This window comes from Acidimicrobiales bacterium (assembly GCA_036270875.1).
GTDB lineage: Bacteria > Actinomycetota > Acidimicrobiia > Acidimicrobiales > AC-9 > AC-9.
The window spans coordinates 1-25579 of sequence record DATBBR010000028.1 but is presented as its reverse complement, the minus strand read 5'-3'; the positions used below and the strand labels follow the sequence as shown (position 1 = coordinate 25579).

The following is a 25579-nucleotide window of genomic DNA, read 5'->3' as shown; positions in this document are numbered from 1 at the left end:
CGCGCTCAGCGCTGGTCCGCAGCCGGCGGTGGCGGCAGGTCGAAGACCTGGCCGGGAAAGACGAGGTCCGGATCGTCGCCATGTGCGAGGCGGTCACGGTTGGCGGCGATGAGCCTCGTCCAGCAGTCGTCCACCTCGGCGTCGGAGGGCACCCGACCCCAGGCTCGGACGAGCGTCGCCTCCGCCACCGACCACAGGTTGTCGCCGGCTCGGATGACCCACGTCCCGGGCGGCAACTGGGCGGGCGGCGCCGGCGCCGAGAACGACTGGGCGGGCGGCGACTGGACGGGGGGCGCCGGCGCCGAGAACGCCGTGCCGGCGTGCGGCGCCGTCGCTGTCGTGCTCGGAAGGTCCGGGGGCAGCCGACGCATGATCGGTGTCGACGACGCGGGTCCCGCTGGCACACCGGGTGCGGCCCAGGCGGCCGCCTGGGTCGTGGTGACGGTGGCCGCCATGGTCAGGCCGGCCGCGCCCTGGACGAGCCGGCGGACCACGAGCGGGCTGATCGCGTCCACTGCGGCCGACCAGCGAGCCCGGCCGACGGTCCGGGCCAGGAGGCCGGCGAGCGTGGTCGCCAGCAGGTACCCCGCCAACCCCATGGCCGCCAGGCGCAGCGCACCGAAGGCCAGCGCGGCCGCCGATCGTTGCTCCAACCAGGGGGCCAGGGCCCCGGGCTGGCTGACGGGCGGGGCGGCGAGCGGACCCCGCCCCGCGGCATGGAGCACGCCCACGGCAAGGACGAGGAGCATCACCCAGCCCACCAGGAGTACGGAGCGGCACGCCGGTCGATCATCGCTTCGAGGCATCAAACAACACCATACAGCATAGAATCGTCGGCTGCACTGAACCACATGTAGAGAGTTGAAACACATCGAGACCCAGCCGTATGCTGCCGCCACATCCAGCTGGGAGGGTCCACCGTCGTGGTGACGATCGAGCGCAGGACGGCGGGCCCGGGCGGCGACGGGGCCACGGCCACCGCCGACGGAGCCCGTCCGCTTCGCCGCCGCCGGCCGCTGCCCGGAGGACGGGCCGTCGTCGGTGGCTTCCTGGTCACCGCCGCCGCGGTGGGGATCTTCGCCGCCTACACCGGCGCCACGAGCCAGCAGGGGGTGACCTACGTCGTGGCCCGGCACACCCTCACGGTCGGCCAGCGCATCACGTCAGCCGACCTGGCCACGGCGCCGATGGTGCTGTCTCCGGCGATCGGCAGCCAGCTTGCCTTTCGAGATCCCGGTCGCCTCGTGGGGGCCCTGGTGGTGGGACCGGTGCACGCGGGCGAGCTGATCCAGGCCAGCTCGGTCGTAGCCGGGGCCGACGCCACCGGGGACCGTCAGCTCTCGTTCCCGATCACCGCAGCTCGGGCCGTCGACGGGACGCTCCAGGTGGGCGAGCTGGTCGACGTCCTTGCGACCTACGGGAGCGGCGCCGACGCCACCACGGTTGCCGTGGTCCGTAACGCCACTGTCGTCGCCCGCAGCGACGGCTCCTCGACGCTCGATCCGGCCGGAGGCGCCAGCGAGACCATGACGCTCGGGTTGGCCCGGTCGGCCGACAGCCTCGCAGTCGCCCACGCCGTGGATGCCGGCCAGGTGATGCTCGTCCGCTCGACCGGGGCTGGCAGCGCCACCGACAGCGGGACGTATCGCAGCCCGTCGACCGCGGCCAGCCCCTGACGCCCGGCGACCGGTAGGTCGATCTGGGGCTGGCCCATCCCCGGGCGGCGTGGTTCCGCACCGTCGCCCACTAGTCGTGCGGGTGTGCTCGATACCGGTGGAGCTGGTCAATCACCGGCAAGGACTTGACGGTGTGGTCGAACACTGTTAGGTTCTGCGAACGATGGTCGTAGAACCGATGCGTGATAGGCGGATGGAGCGCCGGGAGGCGACCAAGGCCGAGATCCTGGACGCAGCCTGGGAAATCGTCCGGGCCGAGGGCCTCGGCGCCCTGTCGCTGCGCGACCTTGCCCGCAGGGTCGGCATGCAGGCGCCCTCGCTGTACTCGTACTTCGACTCCAAGCACGCCATCTACGACGCAATGTTCGCCCAGGGCAACCTCGATCTGCTGAAGCAGCTGGAGCTCGCGCCAGAGTCCGACGACCCCGACGAGATCCTACGGTGGACTGCTCGCACCTTCGTGAGCTTCACCACGGAGGACCCGGCGCGGGCCCAGCTCCTGTTCATGCGGACGATCCCCGGCTTCGAGCCCTCGCCGGAGTCCTACGCCCTCGCCGTGCGGATCCTGGAAGGGGGCCGGGCGGCGCTCGCTCGGGCGGGCCTCACCGAGCCCGTCCATCTCGATCTGTGGACCGCAGCGATCTCGGGTCTGGGCTGGCAGCAGATCGCCAACGAGCCGGGCGGGGACCGATGGACTCGGCTCGTCGACGAGGTGGTCGACATGTACCTGACGCAAGTCCGGAGGGGCACCAGGAGAAGGAGGGCGACAAAGTGAACGACACGGCGGTCCGGGTGCAAGACATCCCTTCGATCACGCACCGCGAAGGGATCGAACTGGCGGCAACGGAGTACCGGCGCTTCGGCGATGTCGTCCATCAGCTGGGCCCCGACGACTGGGAGCGGCCCACGGTGTGCGACCAGTGGGACGTGCGTGGCCTCGTTGCCCACAATGTGGGCGCGGTCGAGGCCAACTCGTCACTGCGGGAGCAGGCCCACCAGATGCGCGCCGGGCGGCGAATCGCGAAGGACAAGGGCTACGGCCACTGGATCCACGGTGTCACCGAGCTCCAGGTCCGGGAGCGGGCGGCTGCCGGGCCGGACGAGCTCGTTGCTCGTTGGGACGCGGCATGGCCGCGGGCACTGAAGAGCCGGCGCCGGTTCCCACCTTTCCTCCGGCCCCTGCCCCTCGACTTCGGGCCCCCGCTCGGCAAGCGCCCGATGGGCTCCTACCTCATCGACGTCGTCCTCACCCGTGACATCTGGATGCATCGCATCGACCTGTGCCGCGCTGTCGGGCTTGTGCCCGTGCTCACCGCCGACCACGACGGGCGGCTCCTCGCCGACATGGTCGTCGACTGGCAGCGGGTGCACGGTCATGGTTTTCGCCTCGAGCTCGAAGGCCCGGCGGGCGGGAGCTACGCCGCCGGGATCGATGGCGAGGTGCTTCGCATCGACGGCCTCGAGTGGATCTGGATCCTCTCGGGCCGGGGAACCGGCTCGGGACTGTTGAAAAAGGAGTTGCCCCTCTGATGGAAACCAAAGTCGACGAGATCAACGACGGTATCTACCGGCTCTCGACATTGACCGACGCCGTCCCTGGCGGCTTTACGTTCAACCAATTCCTCGTCGCGGGCGAGGAAGCGCTGCTCTTCCACACCGGCCCCCGCCAGATGTTCCCGCTCGTCGCCGAGGCGGCCCAGTCGGTGATCCCCCTCGACCGCTTGCGCTGGATCAGCTGGGGGCACTGGGAGGCTGACGAGAGCGGCGCCTTGAACCTGTGGCTCGATGCCGCTCCGTCCGCCGAGCCGGCAGTGGGCGCGCTCAGCGGCATGCTGTCGACGACCGATCAGGCGGCCCGAGCCCCGCGGGTGCTCGCCGACGGCGACGTCATCGACCTCGGCGGCCGGCGGGTCCGCTGGGTGGACACGCCCCACGTCCCGCATGGATGGGACGCCGGGCTCCTCTACGAGGAGACCACCAGCACACTGCTCTGCGGAGACCTCTTCACCCATGTCGGCGCCGTCCCCGCCCTCACCGAGGACGATGTGGTCGGCGCGGCGGCGGCGACGGAGGACCTGTTCGGCGCGACCTGCCTCACTCCCGCAACGGCCCCGACGATTCGCGGCCTGGCCGAGCTCGCGCCAGCAACCCTTGGCCTCATGCACGGCGCCTCGTACCGGGGCGACGGCGCTACCGCCCTGCGGGCCCTCGCCGACGACTACGAGTTGCGCCTCCGCAAGGCGTTCGCCGAGGCTGGGTGAGCTCCGGCCTCCGGCGCGGTGGGCGGCCAGGTTCTCACCCTCCCGAGTACTGCGATTCAAGCACCAGGTCCTTGATGAGAGATTGGTACTCCACATGGGCATCATGCTCGATGGTGCGCCAGGTCTTGCCCTCCTGGGCCCTCATGTAGGAACGGTAGGCCGGCGCGCCGGGGACCTTGATGTTGTCAGCCACGACGACCGAACCGGGATGCAGCCACCCCCGGCTCAGGATCCGCTCGAGGTCGGGAAGATAGGCAGCCTTGTCGTGGTCGACGAAGACGAAGTCCAGCGTCCCACCGCCAAAGCCATGCTCCGATTCGAGCCGGTCCAGTGTCTTACCGCCGTCCGCCAGGCGCCCGACGACGACCGTCAAGCGGCTGCCAACGTCGGCGTGGTCCCAAATGCGGCGTGCGATGTCTGCGTTCGCCTCAACGGGCTCGACCGAGTAGAGCCGTGCTTCCTCGGGCATGACGCGGGCGATGCGCAGAGCGCTGTAACCGCAGTACGTCCCAAGCTCCAATAGCCGTCGAGGGTGGACGCGTGCCACAGCGCGATCGAGAATCTCGCCCTTCTCGTCCCCCACGTTCATCATCACGCTGCGCCGGTAGCAGAAGTCGTCGATCACCCGGATCGTGTCGTCGATGTCGCCCTTCCGAGCGTGACCGACGACGTAGCGGGCCAACGCTTCCTCACGTCCGTCGCCTACCTGCCAATGAGTAGTCAGGTGTCTGGCGCCGAAGGCCATCCGCAGGGCCGACCACCGCAGGAAAGGGAGTCGCTTGCCCCCGATCTCCGTAAGCCTTGTCACTGCGCCGACCTCCATTCCTTGGGGGTGTCACCCGGACGGAATGGCAGCACCGTCCGAGCTGCTCGTCAACAGTGACCTCGGCAGACCCGACATGGGTGCACGGGGTGTGCCGAACCACACAGGGTAAGTTGAAAGATAGCGACAGTGCGCCGTATGCTCCCGCCGTGCGGGCGATCGGGGGCGGCTGATGGCCGGCGAACGGTACGTCATCCTCGGGCTCGCGCACCCTCGGGCGGCCTGGTTCCGCACCGTCGCCCAGTGGGCGCACGCCTCGTCGATACCGGTCGAGCTGGTCAAGTGCCTGTCGGCGGAGGAGCTGCGGGCGAGGTTGGGCTCGGGCCGAGCCTTCTCGGCGGCGATCGTGGACTCGAGGGTCGCCGCCCTCGACCGGGATCTCGTCGACGAGATGAGCCGGGCGAGGTGTCCGACGCTGGTGGTCGAGGAACGGCGCCATCGGAGCGACTGGCTGGCGCTGGGAGCTGCTGCCGTCCTCTTCGACGGCTTCGCCCGGGAGGAGCTGCTCAGGGCGCTCGCCGCCCACGCCACGCCCATTGCCGTAGGGAATCAGGTGCCGGGAACGCTCGACGGCGTGGCGAGCGGCGATCCTGGCGGCGCGGTCGTCGCCATATGCGGTCCGGGGGGGACCGGCGCCTCGACGGTCGCGATCGCGCTCTGCCAGGGCCTCGCCGAGGACAAGCCGGGGGGCGCGAGCGAGCGCGGTCCGGTCATCCTGGCCGACCTCGCCCGCCGTGCCGAGCAGTCGATGCTGCACGATGCGGGCGACATCGTCCCCAGCGTCCAGGAGCTGGTGGAGGCGCACCGCAACGGACAACCGGATCGTGACGCCGTCATGGCCCTCACCTTCGTCGTCGAGGAGCGCGGCTACCACCTGCTCCTCGGGCTGCGGCGTTCGTCGGCCTGGGCGGCGTTACGTCCGCGGGCATTCGAAGCGGCGTTCACGAGCTTGCGCCATACCTTCTCGACGGTCGTCGCCGATGTGGAAGCCGATGTCGAGGGTGAGCGCGACGGGGGCTCCCTGGACGTCGAGGAGCGCAACGTCATGAGCCGAACCGCGATGCAAGAGGCAGACGTGGTCCTGGTGGTGGGCGGGCCCGGCATGAAGGGCATCCACTCACTGGCGCGAGTCGTCACTGACCTGCTCGGTGTCGGCGTCCCCGGCCAGTGCGTGGTCCCCGTGGTCAACCGGGCGCCGCGCTCACGCCGCTTGCGCGCTGAGCTGGCGGCCGCCCTGGCGGCGCTCGTGGAGTCGGGCGCGGTGAGGGAGCCGCACGGCCCCCACGAGCTCACTGGCGATGGTGCTCGCACCATCGAGCGGGCCCGCATCGCCTCGCCCGTCTTTCTGCCCGAGCGACGGATCGAGGAGTGTCTGCGCGATGGGATCTGCCTTCCGTCCCAGTTGACGGCGCCGCTGACCGGAGCGGTCCGAGCGGTACTGGCGCGCAACGGTGATCGGACTCGCCGCTCCACCGGCCCGGAGGCGGTGGTGCCCGGATCGCTCGGCCATTGGGGACCCGACGACCACGGCGCAGGTGCGGACGCCGAGGCGCTCGGTTGACCGTCGTCGAAGGGCAGGCCTCGCTCGGAATGCTCTGGGCAAACTGGAACACGTTGCCCGGGTCGTAGGCCCGCTTCACCTAGGGAACGAGCACGATCTTGCCCTGGGTGTGGCCTGCGGCCAGAGAGCGATGGGCAGCGGCCACGTCTGAGAGGGGGTACGCGGCGCTCACCAGAACTTCAAGCTGGCCGCCCTCGGCCTGCTCGACCAGCTTGGCGCGGGCGGCAGCACGGATCTCGGTGCCGGGGTCGGCACCTGGCGCACCTCCGAGAACCCTGAGGCCGAGCTCGAACCCGCGCTGAACGGCGACGAGAGTGGCGATCCGGTCGCGCGCTGGGACCAGGGCGGTCGAGACGTCGATCGCCTCGGTGGTGCCGACGGCATCTATCGCGGCCTGGACGCCGTCAGGCGCCAGGTCCCGGATCCTCTCGACGAGCCCGTCGCCGTAGGTAACCGGCTCGGCCCCGAGCTGTCGCAGGTAGGCGTGGTGTCCGTCGCTTGCAGTGGCGATGACCTGGGCCCCAAGGTTGATGGCCAGCTGCACGGTCATGAGTCCCACGCCCCCTGACGCTCCATGGATCAGGACCGTGTCTCCCGCGGCGACACCCGTCACCTGAAGCGCATGGACCGCCGTCGCCCCGACAAGCAGGAGCCCGCCGGCCTGCTCGAAGGAGAACGTCGACGGTTTACGGACCACTGCAGACCCCGGCACGACGACCTCGCTGGCATAGCCGCCCGTGATGCGGAAGGCGATCACCTCGTCTCCGGGGTGAACAGGGCCCTCTGCTCCTGCGGCGCCGTCGCCCACGGCGGTGATCACGCCAGCGGCCTCGAGACCGAGGCGGATCGGCAGTTGCGCGGGATCTCCTCCGAACGCGCCGCTGTACATCTTGTAGTCGACCGGATTCGTTCCCGCGGCGCGTACCTGGAGGAGGACCTCACCGGGGCCGGGATCTCGAACTGGCGTGTCCACCACGGCCAGGACCTCGGGTCCCCCGAATGCCGTCGCTATCACGGTCGCGGCCACGTACTCGGCCAACGAGGGCGGCCGATCGCCCATTCCCCGTCGTCCGCCCCTGCCAAGTGCTGTCGCCGCGATGCCACGTGCGCTGCCGTGGATGCCGGCGCGCCGTCAGCTCGAGGCACGACTGGGCGGTTTCAACCGCCTTGAGCCACTCTGGCGCTTACCGGCGGGGCCGGGTGGCGTCTGGTTCGTCTCACCGGACCTGGGGGATGGGTCTTGGCTACAATCCCGGCGGGTTCCCGACCGCGATGGTTGGGGAAAGGGGGGTTTCAGATGTCGGTTGCCAGCACCACTTCGCTCGAGGTGGGGTTCAAGGGCCAGCTCGTCCGCCCGGCGGACGCACCGTACGACGAGCTTCGCGCCGTCTTCAACGGCATGATCGATCGGCGTCCGGCGCTCATCGCCCGCTGCACCGACGTGCACGACGTCGCTGAAGTCGTGAGGTTCGCCCGCGACTCTGCCCTTCCCCTGGCCGTCTATGGCGGCGGCCACGGTGTGACTGGCAACGCAGTCTGCGACGACGGCGTCGTCGTCGACTTGCGGCCGATGAAGCGTCTCAACGTGGACGCAGAAGCCCGCACCTGCCGGGCCGATGCGGGACTGACGTGGGGTGAGCTCGACGCGGCGACGCAAGAGCACGGACTGGCTGTCACCGGAGGCAGGGTGTCCACGACAGGAATTGCGGGCCTCGTGCTGGGGAGCGGGTCGGGATGGCTCGAGCGCATGTGTGGCTTCACGGTGGACAACGTGATGTCCGTGGAGATGGTGACCGCCGATGGCCAGGTTGTCACTGCGTCCGAGAGCGAGAACGAGGAGCTCTTCTGGGGTACTCGCGGTGGAGGCGGGAACTTCGGCGTCGTCACCTCTTTCGAGTTCCGCCTCCATCCGGTCGGGCCAATGGTCCTGGGCGGGATGCTGATGTACCCCGCGCCGATGGCAGCGGCGGTGCTTCGCAACTTCCGGGACGTCATGGCAGGCGCGCCCGATGAGGTCGGCGGTGGCGTGGCTCTCATCACTGCGCCGCCGGAGGAGTTCGTCCCCGAGCCCGTGCGCGGCCAGCCGGTGGTTGGTGTCATCCTCTGCTACGCCGGGTCTGTCGAAGACGGCGAGGAGGCCATGCGGCCGCTGCGGGAGTTCGGCCCGCCGGCCATGGACATGGTGCAGCCGATGCCCTATCTGGCCGTGCAGAGGTTGATCGACCCGGCCAACCAGAAGGGAATGCGCAACTATTGGACTGCCGAGTTCCTTGCCGGCCTGCCAGACGCGGCGGTCGAGACGATATGCCGGTACCACCTGTCCAACCCATCACCGCTGACGCAGATCGTCCTCATGCCCGGCGGCGGTGCGGTCGCGCGGGTCCCGGACGATCGCATGGCTATCGGCCAACGTCGGGCCCCGTTCAACATTCACATCCTGTCGATGTGGGCGGAAGCTGCTGAGGACGAGGCCAACGTGGCCTGGACGAAGGAGTTCGACGCGGCGATCAAGCCGTTCTCCACCGGACGGGTCTACCTGAACTTCATCGGCGACGAGGGTGAAGACCGTGTGAAGGCGGCGTTCGGCCCGGAAACCTACGCGCGGCTACAGAAGCTGAAGGAACGCTACGACCCGGGAAACCTCTTTCGCCTCAACCAGAACATAAGGCCAGCGGGCTCAGCGACTGGGTAGCTGCAGTACTGGGCTAGCTAGGCCGCTTGGTCTCGCAGGTAACGGGCCACCTCGTTGTCCAGGATGCTCGGGTCTGCCTCGCCTCGCAGCATGCGCCGCAGCTCCGGGTTAGGGGCTGGCGCGCTCCGGATGTAACCGTTCGCGATGAACTCAGCCACCTTTGCACGAAGGTCACCCGCGGCCAGGACCTCTGCCATCCCTTCCTCGTTCAACTGGCCGGCCTCGACCGCCGCCTGCATGACGTTTGTGGCCTTCTGGAGTACCTGTGGTTCGGACATCTGGTCCACCCACCGACGGCCAACTTTCCGGGCGACGAGGACGCGGGCCACCTCCTCCGCCAGGTCGGTTCCATCGTCCTCGGCGAGCCCTCGGAGGGCTACTACCTGCTCATCTGCGGGTACCACCTCTAGGGCCTCGATCGCTCGCCGGAAGGCCTCTGGCGCATCCTCCCACGTGGTCATCGTTCTCCCCTCGTGGTTGTTGTTCTGAAGACCGTGACCGCTCGCACGACTCCAACCGCGATCAGAGCATGGCAGGCGAAGCATGACTGACCCGGGAGACGGCGGTGACCCACGGCTTCGACGGAGATGACGGGGCTCAGCCGCCTCTCCCGGGCTACACAGCGTATCGACGGGTCGGTGGCTTTTGTGCGCGCCCCGGGCTCTGATGGAGGGCGACTGGAAGGCATTTGACCAGCCGTCAGCGATGATGCGGACCTTACTGTCCCGTATTCCGGGCTCCTGGGTCCGGCGACTCGATCTGTTCCATGAGCTCCAGGCGGATCCCGCCGGGCGCATTGACGAAGGCGATCCGGCGCTTCCCGAAGGCGCCTTCGACGACCTCGGGTCCAAACACCACCTCGTGTCCCTCCAACTCGTGGTCGAGGTCGTCGGTGAGAAGCGCCGGATGGAGGAATCCCTCATCGGGCAACTCCACCTTGTCCTCATAGATCGCCCGCGTGAAGAGAGTGATCATCACCGGGCCGAGGTGGACGTCGGCTCGCTCGCTGCCCCGCCACGTCATCCGGTCGCGCACCTCGCCGCCTGCCTTCTCGTAGAAAGCGCAGGCGGAGTCGAGATCAGCCACTTTCACCGCCAGGTTCGCCATGCCTATGACTGCCATGCTGGCATCCCTTCGCATCCATTCGCACCGATCGACGCTACCGCGCCGGCGGGCATCGAGGACTACCGGGTTCGTGAGGCTGGTTACTTCTTCTTCGTTCCCCGTTGAGTGCGCACCGCGGAGTTGGCCGCCACCGCGGCGCGGATGAGCTGCTTGAAGGCAGCCTCGTTGATCTTCTCGCCTTCGCGAAGGTCGATCGCACGCCGCGTGTTCCCGTCCAGGCTGGAGTTGAAGAGCTTCTTCGGGTCTTTGATGGAGGCTCCACGAAAAAAGGTGAGCTTGACGACCTGCTTGTACGCTTCCCCCGTGCAGACGCCGCCGTCATGGGACCAGACGGGGACCCCGGAGGATCGTGGCTTCTCCCATTTCCACTCCTCCTGGATGTCGGGGTCGGCATCGTGGATGAGCTGACGGACATGAGCGAGGGTCGCTCCTCTCCAATCCCCTAACCCTTGAATCCGCTTGGTGATGTTCGCTGAAGCGGCCTTGCCATTCGGACGAATTGGCGGATTCATGATCTCTCCTATCCTCGCTCTAGCCCAAGGGCGGAGGCGGACCGTACCGCGCCGCGCTGCCCCCTTACACCTCGTCGCAGCAAGGGCCCCAGGCTCAAATCTAACCCGCCGGCCAGCGCCCACGGATCGAGAAGGGGGCCGCTCGACGGCGACCGTGAGCCGCCCGGGCGCCGGAACCGCACCATCAGACGCTCGGTTGTCACGCCGGCGGTCGCGGAGGTAGCCGCCGGGAGGGGGACAAGCCCAACTGCGATGCCGACGCCGGGCTCTGAGGCCTGGCGCGGGGGAGCGGGCTTCTTCGTCGAGGGTCTACCTCCATGCGGCGATGCCGCGACCATCGACTGCGGGAAATTGCCCGAATGTTCACTTCAAGGTCGAAAAGCCGTCATCTGCCCCCTTTAGTGTCCCCGGCCGGGCCCCCGTGTCCGCCGTGCGGGCCACTCGGCGAGTCGCCGCCCAGGCGACAGCACCGACAGACGACGATCACCCGACAGGAGAGTGCACCGCATGCCCGGCATCACCGGTCTTGTCCGACGAGCGGCTCTCGCCGCCGCTGCCGTCGGCGCAGTCGTGGTCCCCGCCGTGGCGGCAACATCTGCCGTCGCGGCCACGCCGCCGCCCGCCACATCGGCTGCGGGCCCGGCGTCGGCGGCCCATTACGACCACGTCTTCGTGGTCATGGAGGAGAACCACGGCTTCTCCGACGTGATCGGTAACCCCGCGGCGCCGAATCTCAACGCCTTGGCCGACCGGTACGGGCTGGCGACCTCTTACTACGGCATCGGGCACCCCAGCGAGCCCAACTACGTGGCCCTCCTGGGTGGGTCGACCTTCGGGGTCGCCAGCGACAACCCCTACTACGTCAACAGCGTGCACGAGCGCAGCCTCGTCTCGCAGATGGACCAGGCCGGCATCTCCTGGAAGGCCTACCTGCAGGGCCTTCCACACCCCGGCTACCAGGGCATCTGCTATCCGGCCTTCTGCAACGGGACTCCCGACAAGGACCCGCTGTACGTGTCCAAGCACAACCCGGTCGCCAACTTCACCACCTCGTGGAACGCGGCAGACCGATCCCGTCAGGTACCCGCCGAGCAGCTCGGGACCGACCTGGCGGCAGGGCATGTGCCGTCGCTCGGGCTCATCGTTCCCGACGAATGCCACGACCAGCACGGAGATCCGCCGTACTGCCTCGACTCGGGCAGCGCGGGCGGAAGCGACCCGCAGGACCAGCGCCTTGTGGCCACGGGCGACCAGTATCTTGGCCAGCTCATGACCGGCATCACCTCGGCGCCTTTTTGGAGCAAGGGCAACAACGCCGTCGTCGTGACCTACGACGAGGGCAACGACAACGGCGGCTGCTGCGGTGCCAACCCCGGGGGCGGCCGGGTGGCCACGGTGGTTGTAACCAGCCACGGTCCCCGCCACGTGCAGGATGCCACGCCCTACAATCACTACTCGCTGCTGGCCACCGTGCAGCGCAACTTCGGACTGGGGTGCCTGGCCGCCACCTGCGACACCTCTACGGTCACACCGATGACCCGCCTGCTGGTCCCGAGCGGACAGACGGCACAGCCGTATCAGACGCTCCAGACTCCGGCCTTCCCGACCCCTACTCCAACCCCGACGTCGGAGCCAGTGACCACCTCGACGGCGACCGGCAGCGGCGGAGGGTGGACCGTTGAACCCGCCCCCGTTTTGGGCAAGAACGACAACAGCTTCGGCGGGGTGTCGGCGGCCTCGCCCAACGATGTCTGGGCGGTAGGGAATTACATCGCCGACGCTCCCGGTACCAACCCCGACGCCACCCTGACCCTGGCCGCTCACTGGGACGGACACCGCTGGGCTTCAACGCCGACCCCCAACGCGGGGCCCAACTTCTCGACGCTGTTCGGCGTCGCCTCCACGTCCAGCCAGGCGTGGGCAGTCGGCACTGCACTGGGTGACGGCTACACCTCGCAGGCCATTGTCGAGCACTGGGACGGCTCGGCCTGGAGCCTCCAGACCATCCCCACCATCGCCGGTCAGCGCAGCCTGCTCTACGGCGTGACCGCCGTGTCCCCTCATGATGTCTGGGCCGTCGGCCTCCAGCAGGACAACGCCGGGAGGTTCGCCACTCTCGTCGAGCACTACGACGGGCACAGTTGGACGCTGGTCCCCGCCATCGACCCGGGCAAGGCCGGCAACGCCTTCTATGCCGTAGCGTCGGGCGGTCAAGATGACGTCTGGGCGGTCGGCCAGCGCAACGACCCCACCGCCGACAGGGCCCTCGTCGAGCACTTCGACGGCCACGGCTGGTCCGTGGTCGAGAACGCGGCTGGCGCGCCCTCCGGGCTGCTCGACGCTGTCACGGTCCAGAACGGGCGGGTGCTGGCCGCCGGCCAGACCGATGACGCGATACAGGAGGCCCACCCGTTGGTGGCCGAAGCACGGAGCGGGAGCGTCGCATACCAGGTACTCACCGGGGTCGGCGGCCCGTTCAGCAACCTCAACGGGATCACACTCGACCGCAACGGCCAGGAGTGGGTGACGGGCACGACCTTCGATCCCAAGGGCACGTACGACGGCGCACCCGGTGGCGTGCAGCAGACCCTGGTCGCCACCTCCGACCGCTCTGGATGGCATGCGGTGGCGGCGCCCAGCCCTGGCACCGCTGACCGGGTTCTCGGCCAGGTCGTCCCCAGCGGCGACGACCTGATCACCGTCGGCTACTTCAAGGAACCCAACGCGCGCCAACCCCTGGTGGAGATCGGTCATGGGTCCTGACGGCTCCGCGGTTTCGGCACCGAGAGGCCACGCGGGCTCAGGCCACTGTGATTCTGCCCTTTGGCTTCAGAGTCCGTCAGGGCGAGGGCGGGGTTCCCGTTGGCAAGGGGAAGCCCGCCGATTGAGCCCAGGTCGGATTGATGACGTAGCTGCCAGCGGCGACGGTGCCAGATCGTGCCCCCGCGCTGGGCCGCGAGCGCGGGATCACTCCTCTTGTTCTGCCGCCAGCTTCAACATCCAGCGCGACCACACGTCGCTTGGATCTTCGCCTCGGCGGTGAGCGTGATCCTCGACCATGCCGCTGAGAACTACGGCTGCGGCTTCGAGGATCGCGCGTCCGGCCGCCGGTAGCGTGTCGACGCTACCCATGCGCTGGCGCCAATCAGCAAAGCTTTCGGGTCCGTCCAAGTAGGCCGTCACGTACTCGCATTGCTGGCGTAGCGCCTCGGTCTCCGCCAAATCGGTCTCCTCCCCCTACCCGTACCTTCGACGGTAGACCTGTTGCGCTGAAGCTGGAAGGCCCGGGTCGCCAATGGCCGGCCGGTTATGGACAAATTGTGGCGCATTGTGGCGATCTGTCGGAGGGCCGCAGGACACGCTCGCCCGCGGCGGTCTTGCTGCGGTGGCTGGAGGCGTGCTGAGGGTGTCGGCGCCGGCAGCGCGTGCCGCCGCCGCGAGCCCGCGAACGTCTGTGGCGTTCCGCCGCAGCCGCGACCGTGCTTGTACAGGCTCGCCGCGACTACTGCCGTGCGACCAGCGAAGCCGCGGCCTGTCTGATGAGGTCGGCCACCGCCGCCGGTTGCGACACGTAGATGGCATGGCTCCCTTGAACGTCGACCACGGTTGAGCCGGCACGCTCGGACATGGCCCGCTGGGCCGGCGGCGGGATCATCCGGTCCTCGGTTGTAAGTAGGTACCAGCTCCGCTTGGTCTGCCAGGCGGGCTCGGTGATCTGGCCACCCAGGGCGTCCACGCCCCACGGGACCTGCGAGTCGGCCATGAATGCGGCCTCATCCGCGGGCACATCGCCAGCGAACGACGCGTGGAACTTCTCCCGGTCCAGGAGCAGAAAGCCGTCCCTCGGCGGCAGGATCGGTGGCATCGGCGCATCGGACGGCAGGTTGGCGAGGAGGCTGTTCACGGACTCGCCCTTGTCGGGCGCGAACGCCGCGATGTAGACGAGAGCCGCAACGTTGGGGTCGGTTCCCGCCTCGGTGATTACGGCGCCACCGTAGGAGTGGCCAACGAGCACGACCGGGCCGTCCTGCGCGTCGATGACCCATCGTGTCGCGGCGACATCACCCTCGAGCGACAGGGTAGGGTTCTGCACGACGCTGACGTGATAGCCGTCCTGCTTGAGTAGGTCGTAGACCCCTCGCCACCCGGACCCGTCCACGAAGCCGCCGTGCACGAGCACGACGTTCGGGTTTGCTGAGCTTGTCGCCATGATGATCTCCTCGCTCTCGGACGTTTGGGGGGGCATTTCGGCAGCAAGCCGCTCCAATCTCGCCCATCTACGATCGTCGGCGGCGCCCGATGTCACGTTCTCAGGAAGGCCAGCAGGTCGGCGTTGATCGTCTCCGCTTGCGTAGTGGGCATGCCGTGCGGGAAGCCCTTATAGGTCTTCAGCGTGCCGTTCTTCAGAAGCTTCGCGGACAACGGACCGGCGTCAGCATAGGGAACGATCTGGTCGTCATCGCCATGCATAACTAGCACCGGCACAGAGATCTTCTTCAAGTCTTCGGTGAAGTCGGTCTGTGAGAAGGCAACGATGCCGTCGTAGTGTGCCTTGGCGCCGCCCATCATCCCCTGGCGCCACCAATTTTCGACGATTGCTTCCGACGCCTGAACGCCCGGGCGGTTGAAGCCATAAAAAGGTCCGGCCGCTAGGTCGCGATAGAACTGAGGGCGATTGGCGGCGACTTGGGCCTGAAAGCCATCGAATACTTCTTTGGGGAGGCCTCCCGGATTGGCTGGGGTCTTCACCATCAGCGGGGGCACTGCGCTTATCAGCGCCGCCTTGGCCGCCCGGCTCCCGCCGTGCCGTGCCAGGTAACGCGCGACCTCGCCGCCACCAGTGGAATGACCAACGTGAACCGCGTCCGTGAGATCGAGTTGAGTCGTCAACGCCGCAAGGTCATCGGCATAATGGTCCATGTCGTGGCCGTCCCCGGTCTGGGTGGACCGGCCGTGGCCGCGCCGGTCGTGGGCGATGACGCGATAGCCGTGCTGGAGGAAGAACAGCATCTGCGCGTCCCAGTCATCGGCCGATAGAGGCCATCCGTGGCTGAACACAATCGGCTGGCCGATTCCCCAGTCCTTGTAGAAGATCTTGGTGCCATCGGCCGTAGTGATCGTGTCCATCTGGCGCCTCTCTTTTTTGACTGCGAGCATGTACCGCTCGTCCAGCATCAGTAGATCTGCTCTAGGGACTGCCCCCGACGCGCCCCACCAGCGCATCCTTTGTGATTCCGTATCGCATCAGGACTGAGCCGTCGCGATCGAGGTCGATGGGGTCGGGAAGCTGCGACATGATCTCGTCGATCAGGGCTTCGTCGTAGTTGGCCCGACGCAGCACAGCTATGGCTCGGGACTTCGGGTAGCTGGTCGGAGAGTCCATCGGTCGCCTCCTCTCCTAATCGACCAGACCCGCTAGCGATGGACGGTAAGGCAGAGGCGCCGGAAGCCTGCCGCTTGTCCTGGACCTCATGCCTCAACCGACAGTACCCCGGGTTGAGCGGCTACGTCGCCGATCTGCCAGTTGAACAGGGCGCCGTAGGCGGCGCCCAGCGGGAGTGGGCACCGAACGTGTTTTTCACCTTTTCTTCCTTTTGCTGCCACCACGGTGTTGCCTGAGACCGGCGGGCAGGGCAGCTCGAGTCAGCTCCAAGCAGTAGCGGCCCCGGATATCAACCCTGCTCGCGGGCTGCGAGGCTGGGCCGGGATCGGGTTAACGGCACAGCTCGACGATCAGACGAGCGTGGCCGTGAGTGCTCGCCGCAGCTCAAGGCGATCATCAAAGAAGACGGTCCGAGCTCCGACCGTCTGCACCATTTCATGGCCACGACCGGCAATGAGGACGCCGTCACCAGGACGGGCCAGCTCCACGGCCCGTACGATGGCCTCGGCCCGGTCGAGCTCCACAACGTGCTCCGCCCTGCAGGCGCCAGCGCTTGCTCCGGCCATGATGTCGGCGACGATGGCGGAGGGATCCTCGGTGTATGGGTCGTCCGTCGTCACGATGACCAAGTCGGCCTCGCTGGCCGCCACCTCCCGCATCAGTGGTCGCTTACCGCGGTCGCGATCGCCGGGGGCACCGAAGACAAGGATCGTCCGTCCCTTTACCAGATTACGAAGGCACCGAAGTGCCGCCCTCAAGCCATCGGGGTTGTGCGCGAAGTCCACCATCGCCACGAAGGGCTGACCGACATCGATCACCTCGAGCCGTCCGGGGACCCCTGGGAAGTCGGCCAGGGCCTCGGCCGCCTCTCCAACGGCCACGCCGAGAAGGTCGGCCGTGGCCAGGGCCGCTACTGCGTTCTGGACATTGTGCGCCCCGGGCAGGGGCAGCATTGCGGAGACTTCGCCGACGGGGCTGCCAACGCTGAAGCGGCTCCACCCAGAACCAAGCTCCGCGTGGGTTACCCGCCAGTCCGCGTCGGGTGCTCCCATAGCCGACACTGCTGTGGCGGGACCGGTGGCGGCGGCCGCCACATCGCGGCCAGCGGGATCGTCGATGTTGATCACCGCTGCAGCACAGCGATCAGCACTGAAGAGCGACGCCTTGCAGGCCAGGTAGGCCTCGGGCCCTCCGTGGAAGTCGTAGTGGTCGCGCCCGAGGTTGGTGAACACTCCTACTGCGAAGCGAGTCCCGCTCACCCTTCCGAGCGCGAGCCCGTGGCTCGAGACCTCGACGACTGCCGAGTCGCAACCCTCCTCGACCATGCCCGCCAGCAGAGCCTGGAGATCCGGTGCTTCTGGGGTGGTGAGGGTGCTCGACCTGACCCGTTGGCCGACGACAGTGTCGATCGTCGTAACCCGTCCAACGGTGCGACCGGTCGCCCTGAGGAGATGATCGGCGAGGTAGCTCGTCGTCGTCTTGCCGTTTGTGCCAGTCACGCCTACCACGTCGAGGCGCTCCGATGGGCGTCCGTATACCAGCGAGGAGATGGGGCCGGCAAGGGCGCGGGGGTTGCTGACGGTGATGGTCGGCAGGCGAGCGCTGCGCCGGTCGCTGACCATGGCGATCGCTCCCCGGTCCGCCGCCTCGGTATGGAAGGTCGCGCCGTGGACCCTATGGCCCGGCAGGCCAAGGTAGAGATCGCCCGGGCTGACCCTCCGTGAGTCGAGGGCCACACCCCTGACGGGCGTCGCCTCGGTTACGGAAGCCGGCAAGCGGACGCCAACCTGGCTGCAGACGTCGCCGAGCGTGACTCCATGGGTTGATGGGCGCCGGGTAGGAGACATTGCGTGAACGGCCCTATCGCGCCGTGCGCCGAGGTTGTCGCCCAATTGCACCGGTCATGGGATGGTCACCTGGTCTGTTGTTGCGCAAGCCCGTACCCATCGCTGTTCCGCCGCGTTGGCACACGGCGAACCGGTCCCTGCGGCAGAGTGCCCATGGCCAGCACAGCTGGCGCTCAGGGCATGCCCAGGGGAAGCTACCCAGACCGGGTGTCGCGGAAGTTGACAACCGGGAAATGATCATTGAACTCTCGCCCTCGGCGACGCTGTCGCGGCCCAGCTGGTGGTGCCGCGCAAGAGGTCGCCGGGATGCGGGTGCGAGGAGCGCAGTGCCGATCGAGTCGCGGGCCTATTCCGCCGTCGGAATCCACACCCCGTGATTGCATAGGCCCGTAGCTCCGGCTCCGTGCATCGCCGCCGTTCATGTACTGGACACCGAGCCGTCACCCGGTGGGGTTATGGTCACGGGTGATGGCGATCTCCGCCCGACAACGTGAGCGCGTCGTCGCACTGGAGGGGTGCTTCAACTTTCGCGATCTGGGCGGCTACGAGACCGCCGACGGTCGCAGCGTCCGATGGCGACGCTTGTTCCGGGCCGACGGGCTCCATCGCCTGACCGAGTCCGACCAACGTGACCTCGCGAAGCTGGGACTTCAGACGGTCATCGACCTACGAAGCCAAGGCGAGCTAGCCGAGCGCGGCTCGATCGCCTGGTCAGCGCCGGGCCTGGCCTACCACCACCTGCCCATGAGTGAGGTGCTTCCCGATCAGGAGGAGCTGCCGTCCTGGGTCGACGCCACCTACGCCGCGTCTCGCTATGCCGAGCTGCTGGGCCAAGGCAGGGAGGCAGTGACCGAGGCACTGGCCGTGCTCACCGACCCGGCTGCCTACCCGGCGGTGTTCCACTGTGCGGCCGGGAAGGATCGCACCGGGATCCTTTCCGCCCTCATCCTCGGGCTGCTCGGGGTGTCGGACCAGTTGATCGTGTCCGACTACGCCCTCAGCCGGGCGGGCATGATTCGTTTCGTTGATTGGCTCCGGAGCAACTATCCAGGCGCCAGCGAACAGCTCGAGCGGAGCTCGGCGGCCATCCTCGCCGCCGAGCCCGAGACCATGGCACTCTTCCTCGAGCGGTTCCACTCCGATCACGGTTCGTTCGAGGACTACGCCGCCTCCCTGGGCATGGCCAGCGCGGTGGCCTACCTGCGGCTGGCGCTCCTCGACCCATGACCTGTTTTAGCGGCAGCGATCGAGTCAAGTCGACGAGCTTCTCGGTGCGCCGTCAGGTGTCCGCTCGGACATAGACGTCGTCGTGGCACTGCTGCGCGCGTTCACCGTGACGTGAGGGCTGGCCTCCAGCCTCCGATGGCGCGAGCCTGGTCCAGATCGCGCCTCCGGCGGCGTCCGCGTATCGCCGTCTGAGGTGGACAGCCAAATGGGGATCCGGAGGTGTCCATGGTGCGGAACGACGAGTTTGACGTGATCGTGATCGGTGCTGGGCCGGCCGGGGAGATCGCGGCCGTGCGTGCGGCTCGGGGTGGGCTGACTACGGCCGTCGTCGAGCGGCGCCTGGTCGGCGGCGAGTGCAACTACTACGGGTGCGTCCCGAGCAAGGCGCTTCTGTGGCCCATGGAGCTGGCAGCCGCGGTGGGCCGGATGCCCGGGCTGAGCCTGGACGGTCCCATCGACGCCGTCTCCGTGGAAGCTCGCCGCGACGATTTCGTGGGTCACTACGAGGACGCTCCCCAGGTGAGCTTTGTGGAGAAGATTCCGGCCACCTTCGTCCGAGGCCAGGGCAGCCTGGCCGGGCCCAGGCGGGTCGACGTACGAGAGCCCGACGGTAAGACCCGGGCGCTTCGCGCTCGCCACGCGGTCGTCCTTGCCACCGGCACCGATCCCGTGATTCCCGACGTGCCCGGCTTGGCGGCGGCGGCTCCGTGGACGAATCGGGAGTCGACCAGCGTCCACCGGGTGCCCAGGCGTCTGGCCGTGATCGGCGGTGGTCCGGTCGCCTGTGAGATGTCTCAGGCGCTTCGTGCCCTCGGTGCCGAGGATGTGACCATGCTGGTCCGCGACGACCGCCTGCTCGTTCGGCACGAGCCCTTTGTTGGTGAACTGGTGGCCGGGTCCTTTCATGAGTCGGGTATCGCCGTGCGCTTCGGCCGCTCGGCCGTCCGGGTGGAGCGTCCGGCTCCCGAGGGAGCCGCGGACATCGAGATCGACGACGGCTCCCGCCTCGAGGTGGACGAGATCCTCGTGGCCACCGGCCGGCGAGCCAACACTGCTGACATGGGCCTGGACACGGTGGGCCTTGAACCGAACGGACCCATCGATGTGGACGCCAGCATGCGGGCAGCAGGGATCCCCGACGGGTGGCTGTACGCGGTCGGCGACACCAACGGACGCAACCTGCTCACCCACATGGGCAAGTACCAGGCCCGGATTGCCGGCGAGGTGATCGCGGCACGGGCCACGGGCGCCCCCGATAACCGTCCGGGCATGCGTGACATCGCCGACGACCTCGGCGCTCCCCAGGCCATCTTCACCGACCCCCAGGTCATCGCTGTGGGGCGCACGGAGGCCACGGCCCGCGCCGAGGGCTTTGCGGTCCGGGCCGTGGAATACGACATCGGCGCCGTCGAAGGCGCCGCCCTCCAGGCAGATGGCTACACGGGTCGGGCGAAGATGGTGGTCGACGAGGATCGCCAGGTGCTCTTGGGCGTCACGTTCGTCGGCCCAGGGGTGGTCGATCACCTCCACGCGGCGACTATCGCGGTCACTGCCGAGGTCCCGCTCGACCGTCTCTGGCATGCCGTTCCTGCGTTCCCGACCACCAGCGAGATCTGGCTCGAGCTCCTCGAGGCCTACGGGCTTTGAGGACCCTGACTCGTGGAGACCGGAGGTTCCAACCATGCCCGTGGCCACCCCGGAGCGCTACGCCGACATGCTCGACAGGGCCAAGACAGGGCGCTACGCGTGACTGGCTATTCCAGGCCATGCCAGGTCGAGAAGGTGATCGACCGCCGCTGGACTTGTCGGACGATGACCTATCAGTAGGCGGAGCCAAAGGGGTCCATAGAGCACGTCGAGCGCGTCATCGATGTTGAGGTCGGATCGCAGCTCGCCAGCAGCAATTCCTTCGGAAATGGTGGCCGCCCCTCGTGCTCGGCGGTGAGCAAAGAACCGGCGGCGGAAGTCCTCGGCCAGGGCCAGGTCGCTTTGTGCGTCAGCGACGAGCTCCTTGATGAGCTGCCCTTGCCGTGAGGCGAACAGTCGCGCGACGCGGCGCATCTGGAGACGGATCACCTCGCGAGTCGAGTCCGGTGTGTCAGCGGGCTCAGGGTCAGTCAGTTCGATGAGCGCGTCCAGGATGACGGCGGATTTGGAGGGCCACCACCGATAGATGGTTTGCTTGCCGACCCCGGCCGCGGCGGCGATTCCATCGACAGTCACCGCCCGCGGGCCCAGTTCGCAGACTAGGTCACGAGCGTTGTCCAGCACGCGACGTCGAGCGGACTCGTCGCGGGTTCTCGCCATGCGAGGAGTCTAGCGCGGTCTTTGGAATACAAGACGCTCAGTCTCTGTTGGGGGGGCCGAAGGTGGTGAGTGACGACGCAAGCTTCGTTCATGGCGCTGTACTCGCCGCCGACGGCGGCCCGTTCCGCGACCTGACGAAACGTGGCCGCGGTCTCCGGTGTCGGCCTGATCTCCGCCAGCACGACGACTGCAGCCGCCTTCAGCCCCAACCTCGCCCCTTCGTCGTGAAGCAGGGATGCATGCCGGTCACCGTCAACTGGAGACTCGAACGACGAACTCTGTGGTAGCGCCCGGGGCCGTCTAGATAATTCGCGTAGAGGCAGTATCCACCGCGGGCGCCTGACGGCTCGGGCCAGCGCTTACGCGCCGCGCAGTCGGGTATGAGGCTCGGCCAGGGGGCGGACGGCGGCGAAGCTGGCGTCGAGGAGAAATAGCGTTGCGGATCATGAGCAGGATTCGATGGACGATCAATCTGGCGGCGCTGGTCACGGCGCTCGCAGGATGCTACGTCGGTCTTGTACGCGGGGCGGTGACTCTCGATCTCGGGATCGGACGGCGAACTCGACCACTCGGGCCCCTGCGGCGGCGTGTCAACGCGTCGCGCGAGACTGTCTTCGATCTCATTGCTTCGCCCTACTTGGCGAAGACCCCGAGGGCTCTAGAGAAAGAGCTACATGTGATCGAGCGAGGCACCGACATGGTCCTTGCCGCTCACTTCACCCCTGTCGGAGGGGGGATGACAGCCACGACGGTGGAGACGGTCGGGTTCGATCGGCCACGCCGCGTCTCGTTCCGCCTCGTTCGGGGTCCTGTCCCCGAGGTGAAGGAGACCTTCACGCTCGAGGAAGCGGATGGAGCGACCGAGTTCGAGTACCGCGGAACACTGGCGACGGACCTGTGGGCGATAGGCGACCTATGGGGCCGCCTCGTGGCCCAGCAGTGGGAGCGGGCAGTAACCCGGACCCTTGACTCCGTCCAGGCCGAGGCCGAGCGAGTGGAGCGCTCGAGGCCCTAGCAGCCGCGCTGATCGAGGGGGCAAGCGCTGGCGAAGCGGCGGCCTACTGGCCCACACCGGAGCCCGGGAAGAAGTACCCCACGCATTGGGCTATGCCCGCAATCCAGACCTGGGCCTCATGTCCGCCGGGATCGATGATCAGCTTGTTTGGCTGACCCACCGCAGTCATCGCGGCGACATACCGGTGTGCCTGGTCCAGTCCGGGAGCGTCGGTTGATCCGACTACCACGAGGGTGGGCGGACCACTGCGCGAGACATGGAGGATGGGTGAGGCGGCATTCGTCACCGAGGCCGGCTGACCCGCGAAGGCGGGATCTCCCTCGAAGGGCGGAGTCTGGGCGGTGAATGATCCACTGATCGGGCACGCGGCCTTGTAGGCGCCGGGACTCAGCGTTGGCAGATAGGCCGCCCCGAACCCGCCAGAGGAGAACCCGGTTACGTACCACGTGCCATTCGTGGCGTATTGCGAATTGACCCAAGAGCGAAGCTCGGGGCCGGTGACGGTTCCCATCGGCTGCCGGGTGCTATTGGCGAAGTCGCTCTCGCTGACGACGGGGCCGTTCCCGTCCGGCGCCACGGCGATGAACGGCACCTTGGACTGAGTGGACACCGTGCGCATGCCCAACCCGATCATCTGAGAAGGATCCCCCGGAGCGCCGTGCAGGAACTCCACCACGGGATAGCGCTTCGTCGATTGGTAGCCCGGCGGCAGAAGCACGACGACGCGGCGGTTTGAGTGCAGGGCGGCAGAGGGGTATGTGGTGTCTATCTCTTTGGCCGGGGTGGGGGAGGTCGTCGAGGTAGTTGCCTTCGACGCCGTTGACGTGGTGGTCGGCGAGGCCGTCGAGCCACCTCCTCCACATGCCCCTGCGAGGATGGCGGCGAGCAGTCCCGTCAGTATCCCCGTCCGCCGCATGCCCGACCTCCTAGCTCCCTTGAGCATCCATTGTGTGACCGCGAGCTCGGTGCGGTTGGTGAGTGGGTGGGTAGAAACCAGATCCGCTCAGGATCGGATAGCCTATCCGGGTTCGTCGATCCTGAGGCTGAAGTGTCGATGGCCGAGATCGCGCGACGCGCGGGAGTCGGCATGGCGACTGTGTACCGAAACTTCCCCGGCCGTCGAGAGCTACTCGAGGCCCTCTACACCGACGAGGTCAACGCCATTTGCGAGGCCGTCGAGACCGTCGAGGGCGAGACGCCCGGAGCGGTCCTCATGGCCTGGCTGCACCGGCTCTTCGCCTTCTCGACCAGCAAGCGCCATTCGCTTCCCAGCTGCTCACGGTTGACAGAGGTGTGCGACGGCGCCTCGAGTACTGGAAGCATGACCGAGCCAGGGAGAGGGTCCTGATGGGCGCACCCACCATCGAAGTCTTCGACGACTTCGAGGTCCTCGACCACGGGGGCAACCGCCGACGGCTGAGCGAGCTCGTCGGGGGCGACCCCGCCATTCTCCAGACCTACCGAGGCCCGTGGTGTCCCAAGGAGCAGCGGTTCTTCCGCCGGCTGATCGCCTTCCAAGACGAGGTCGAGATCGCCTACAGCCGAATGCTGTCGCTCAGCGTCGATCCTCCTGCCGTGGCCGACGCCTTTCGAGCGGGGCTGGGGGCTCGCTGGACGTTCCTGTGCGACCCGGAGCGAACCGTGCTCGAGCGCCTCGGCCTGCGGGAGACCACCGACACCCTGCATACCCCTTCGTCCCCGCGGTGTTCGTGCTCCGCCCGGACCTGAGCGTCCACCGCCACTACGACGGCTACTGGTTCTGGGGCCGCCCCACCCTTGACGAGCTCACACGGGACCTACGAGAGGTCAGCGCCCAGATTCGGCCGGACTGGGACGCGCCCACCCCGTGAGCGTGCAACGGTGGTGGTTCGCACTCGGATGGCTCGCCGTCTGGCGACAGCCGGGCAAGCCGATCCGGGGGCGTTGCTCGCCGACCCTCGAGCCTTCGATCCCGCCGACCGCCGGGCTGGGCCTCCCTGTTGCTGATCAGAGCCGGGGTGCGAGTGATCTTCGACGATCCCGCCGTACAGCGGGCCCGTCAACGCCTGCTCGAGTACAACCCCTTCACCGCGGTCACCACCTTGAGCCGCGATGCGGCGACCTTCGGTGGCTCCCTGGTCGCCGTGGCAGACGCGGCCAGCCCGGCCGCCGTCGCCGACGACCCCTTCCGGGTGGTTGCCACTCCTGCCGTCGTCCACATCGGCCCAGGCCTCATCGGAAGATCGCCGCCACTCCCGGCGCCCGTCATCGAGCGCTACGGGGGCCAGCCCTGGCCGGCCGACCGCTTCCCGACCGCTCAATGATCGAAGTGATTGGGCGACGATGCAGGCGCGGCAACGATGACGCACCTCTTCTAGCTCACCTCCCAGCCAATCAGCTTGGGCGTGGGGAGATGCAGGCGTCGGTTCCTGTCGCTGCGGGCCCAAGCACCCTGTCAGCTCCCCGACTCGTCCGAGGATCCTCTTTGTGAAGGGACCAACCCGAGCGTCGTCCATTCCTCCGCGCCGTCTTGGAGATCGGCCGAGGCCGGCCGGGCGCTACGACCCTTGAACTCGCCGAAGAACTGGGCGGCGGCCTGTTGCACCGCCATGGACCAGGTCGGATAGGCGTGAGTGGCGAGCGCCAGGCGACCGGGGAACATCCCGACCGCCATGGCCAGAACCACCTCGTGGATCATCTCGCCGGCCCTGGGAGCGACGACGGTTGCGCCTAGCAACCGTCCCCCCGCCACGCGACCCAGCACCCTCCGAGGACCGGCGATGAGCTTGATGTATCCCTCTGTCCTGCCAGCGGAGACGGCCCGGTCCACTTCTGTCATGGGCAAGAAGGCGACCCGTCCACCGAGGCCGGCGGCCTCCGACTCGGTCATCCCAACCCGCGCTACCTCGGGATCGGCGAAGGTGACCCAAGGGACCCTCGCGGGCCGAAAACGATGGACGGGGAGGCGTGCCACCGCGTTGAGTGCCGCGATCCGTCCGGTCTCGTAAGCGACGTGGGTGAACTGAAGGGGCTCAGCGACGTCCCCGGCCGCGAAGATGCCCTTCACGCTTGTGCGGAGCCGCTCGTCGGCATGGACGAAGCCGCGCTCGTCCACCGCGACCCCAGGTTTCTCCAGATCGAGGCCCTTCGTCGTCGGCGTCCTCCCCACCG

27 protein-coding genes are annotated in these 25579 nt (G+C 67.9%); 13 read left to right on the top strand and 14 right to left on the bottom strand.

Annotated features, from left to right (window positions below; translation table 11 throughout):
- Window positions 1-5 precede the first annotated feature (5 nt).
- A complete protein-coding gene (locus tag VH112_02725) occupies window positions 6-806 on the bottom strand; it encodes a hypothetical protein (GenBank protein ID HEX4539133.1) in 801 nt (266 codons plus the stop codon).
- 117 nt (window positions 807-923) lie between these two features.
- Here VH112_02725 and VH112_02720 point away from each other — a divergent pair, with 117 nt between their 5' ends.
- The 4 genes from VH112_02720 to VH112_02705 all read left to right on the top strand — a co-directional run bounded on the left by VH112_02720 (window position 924) and on the right by VH112_02705 (window position 3937).
- Window positions 924-1676, top strand: a complete 753-nt coding sequence (locus tag VH112_02720; protein ID HEX4539132.1) for an SAF domain-containing protein — start codon at window positions 924-926, stop codon at window positions 1674-1676.
- A gap of 178 nt (window positions 1677-1854) precedes the next feature.
- Entirely contained in the window at window positions 1855-2451 is a 597-nt protein-coding gene (locus VH112_02715; protein ID HEX4539131.1) for a TetR/AcrR family transcriptional regulator, read from the top strand.
- On the top strand, window positions 2448-3206 hold the full coding sequence (locus VH112_02710) for a maleylpyruvate isomerase family mycothiol-dependent enzyme (protein ID HEX4539130.1): 759 nt from the start codon (window positions 2448-2450) through the stop codon (window positions 3204-3206). The genes VH112_02715 and VH112_02710 overlap by 4 nt, the downstream gene beginning before the upstream one ends.
- Window positions 3206-3937 carry an MBL fold metallo-hydrolase gene (locus VH112_02705; GenBank protein ID HEX4539129.1) on the top strand — a complete coding sequence of 244 codons (732 nt, stop codon included), beginning with the start codon at window positions 3206-3208 and terminating at the stop codon, window positions 3935-3937. Before VH112_02710 ends, VH112_02705 begins: the two co-directional genes overlap by 1 nt.
- A gap of 34 nt (window positions 3938-3971) precedes the next feature.
- On the opposite strand, the gene VH112_02700 is transcribed toward VH112_02705, so the two are convergent.
- Window positions 3972-4745, bottom strand: coding sequence for an O-methyltransferase (locus VH112_02700; GenBank protein HEX4539128.1), 774 nt, complete (start codon window positions 4743-4745; stop codon window positions 3972-3974).
- Between the two features lie 187 nt (window positions 4746-4932).
- Between VH112_02700 and VH112_02695 the strand changes: the two genes are divergently transcribed.
- The gene (locus VH112_02695; GenBank protein ID HEX4539127.1) at window positions 4933-6321 is read left to right on the top strand and encodes a hypothetical protein; all 1389 of its coding nucleotides are present in this window, start codon (window positions 4933-4935) and stop codon (window positions 6319-6321) included.
- A 79-nt stretch (window positions 6322-6400) separates the two neighbouring features.
- On the opposite strand, the gene VH112_02690 is transcribed toward VH112_02695, so the two are convergent.
- Complete coding sequence (locus tag VH112_02690; protein ID HEX4539126.1) at window positions 6401-7381, bottom strand: NADP-dependent oxidoreductase; 981 nt, start codon at window positions 7379-7381, stop codon at window positions 6401-6403.
- Window positions 7382-7618: 237 nt separating this feature from the next.
- On the opposite strand from VH112_02690, the gene VH112_02685 reads away from it, so the two are divergent.
- Window positions 7619-9013 carry an FAD-binding oxidoreductase gene (locus VH112_02685; protein ID HEX4539125.1) on the top strand — a complete coding sequence of 465 codons (1395 nt, stop codon included), beginning with the start codon at window positions 7619-7621 and terminating at the stop codon, window positions 9011-9013.
- 17 nt (window positions 9014-9030) lie between these two features.
- Here VH112_02685 and VH112_02680 read toward each other — a convergent pair whose 3' ends face one another.
- The 3 genes from VH112_02680 to VH112_02670 all read right to left on the bottom strand — a co-directional run bounded on the left by VH112_02680 (window position 9031) and on the right by VH112_02670 (window position 10650).
- Complete coding sequence (locus tag VH112_02680; GenBank protein HEX4539124.1) at window positions 9031-9474, bottom strand: hypothetical protein; 444 nt, start codon at window positions 9472-9474, stop codon at window positions 9031-9033.
- A 256-nt stretch (window positions 9475-9730) separates the two neighbouring features.
- Entirely contained in the window at window positions 9731-10135 is a 405-nt protein-coding gene (locus tag VH112_02675) for a VOC family protein (GenBank protein ID HEX4539123.1), read from the bottom strand.
- Window positions 10136-10218: 83 nt separating this feature from the next.
- Window positions 10219-10650: a DUF1801 domain-containing protein gene (locus VH112_02670; protein ID HEX4539122.1), complete on the bottom strand. Its 432-nt coding sequence runs from the start codon at window positions 10648-10650 to the stop codon at window positions 10219-10221.
- 507 nt (window positions 10651-11157) lie between these two features.
- On the opposite strand from VH112_02670, the gene VH112_02665 reads away from it, so the two are divergent.
- Window positions 11158-13413: an alkaline phosphatase family protein gene (locus tag VH112_02665; GenBank protein ID HEX4539121.1), complete on the top strand. Its 2256-nt coding sequence runs from the start codon at window positions 11158-11160 to the stop codon at window positions 13411-13413.
- Between the two features lie 204 nt (window positions 13414-13617).
- Here the strand turns inward: VH112_02665 and VH112_02660 are convergent, their stop codons facing one another.
- The 5 genes from VH112_02660 to VH112_02640 all read right to left on the bottom strand — a co-directional run bounded on the left by VH112_02660 (window position 13618) and on the right by VH112_02640 (window position 17808).
- A complete protein-coding gene (locus VH112_02660) occupies window positions 13618-13872 on the bottom strand; it encodes a hypothetical protein (GenBank protein ID HEX4539120.1) in 255 nt (84 codons plus the stop codon).
- Between the two features lie 280 nt (window positions 13873-14152).
- A complete protein-coding gene (locus VH112_02655; protein ID HEX4539119.1) occupies window positions 14153-14860 on the bottom strand; it encodes an alpha/beta hydrolase in 708 nt (235 codons plus the stop codon).
- A 92-nt stretch (window positions 14861-14952) separates the two neighbouring features.
- Entirely contained in the window at window positions 14953-15825 is an 873-nt protein-coding gene (locus VH112_02650; GenBank protein HEX4539118.1) for an alpha/beta hydrolase, read from the bottom strand.
- 13 nt (window positions 15826-15838) lie between these two features.
- Window positions 15839-16033 (bottom strand): hypothetical protein, encoded by a 195-nt coding sequence (locus VH112_02645; protein ID HEX4539117.1) that lies wholly within the window; start codon window positions 16031-16033, stop codon window positions 15839-15841.
- 350 nt (window positions 16034-16383) lie between these two features.
- Window positions 16384-17808, bottom strand: a complete 1425-nt coding sequence (locus VH112_02640; GenBank protein HEX4539116.1) for a UDP-N-acetylmuramoyl-L-alanyl-D-glutamate--2,6-diaminopimelate ligase — start codon at window positions 17806-17808, stop codon at window positions 16384-16386.
- 540 nt (window positions 17809-18348) lie between these two features.
- Here VH112_02640 and VH112_02635 point away from each other — a divergent pair.
- Together VH112_02635 and VH112_02630 are read left to right on the top strand one after the other, a co-directional pair.
- Window positions 18349-19107: a tyrosine-protein phosphatase gene (locus VH112_02635; GenBank protein ID HEX4539115.1), complete on the top strand. Its 759-nt coding sequence runs from the start codon at window positions 18349-18351 to the stop codon at window positions 19105-19107.
- A gap of 225 nt (window positions 19108-19332) precedes the next feature.
- A complete protein-coding gene (locus VH112_02630) occupies window positions 19333-20754 on the top strand; it encodes an NAD(P)/FAD-dependent oxidoreductase (GenBank protein ID HEX4539114.1) in 1422 nt (473 codons plus the stop codon).
- Window positions 20755-20847: 93 nt separating this feature from the next.
- Here the strand turns inward: VH112_02630 and VH112_02625 are convergent, their stop codons facing one another.
- Window positions 20848-21414: a TetR/AcrR family transcriptional regulator gene (locus VH112_02625; GenBank protein HEX4539113.1), complete on the bottom strand. Its 567-nt coding sequence runs from the start codon at window positions 21412-21414 to the stop codon at window positions 20848-20850.
- A 445-nt stretch (window positions 21415-21859) separates the two neighbouring features.
- Between VH112_02625 and VH112_02620 the strand changes: the two genes are divergently transcribed.
- Window positions 21860-22429 carry an SRPBCC family protein gene (locus tag VH112_02620; protein ID HEX4539112.1) on the top strand — a complete coding sequence of 190 codons (570 nt, stop codon included), beginning with the start codon at window positions 21860-21862 and terminating at the stop codon, window positions 22427-22429.
- Between the two features lie 43 nt (window positions 22430-22472).
- Here VH112_02620 and VH112_02615 read toward each other — a convergent pair whose 3' ends face one another.
- Window positions 22473-23345, bottom strand: a complete 873-nt coding sequence (locus VH112_02615; GenBank protein ID HEX4539111.1) for an alpha/beta hydrolase-fold protein — start codon at window positions 23343-23345, stop codon at window positions 22473-22475.
- Between the two features lie 138 nt (window positions 23346-23483).
- Between VH112_02615 and VH112_02610 the strand changes: the two genes are divergently transcribed.
- The 3 genes from VH112_02610 (at window position 23484) to VH112_02600 (ending at window position 24732) form a co-directional block, all read left to right on the top strand.
- The gene (locus VH112_02610) at window positions 23484-23777 is read left to right on the top strand and encodes a TetR/AcrR family transcriptional regulator (protein ID HEX4539110.1); all 294 of its coding nucleotides are present in this window, start codon (window positions 23484-23486) and stop codon (window positions 23775-23777) included.
- Window positions 23777-24157 carry a redoxin domain-containing protein gene (locus tag VH112_02605; GenBank protein HEX4539109.1) on the top strand — a complete coding sequence of 127 codons (381 nt, stop codon included), beginning with the start codon at window positions 23777-23779 and terminating at the stop codon, window positions 24155-24157. Before VH112_02610 ends, VH112_02605 begins: the two co-directional genes overlap by 1 nt.
- A gap of 269 nt (window positions 24158-24426) precedes the next feature.
- Complete coding sequence (locus VH112_02600) at window positions 24427-24732, top strand: hypothetical protein (protein HEX4539108.1); 306 nt, start codon at window positions 24427-24429, stop codon at window positions 24730-24732.
- Between the two features lie 131 nt (window positions 24733-24863).
- Here the strand turns inward: VH112_02600 and VH112_02595 are convergent.
- A partial coding sequence (locus VH112_02595) for an FAD-dependent oxidoreductase (GenBank protein ID HEX4539107.1) occupies window positions 24864-25579 on the bottom strand: 716 nt, incomplete at its 5' end.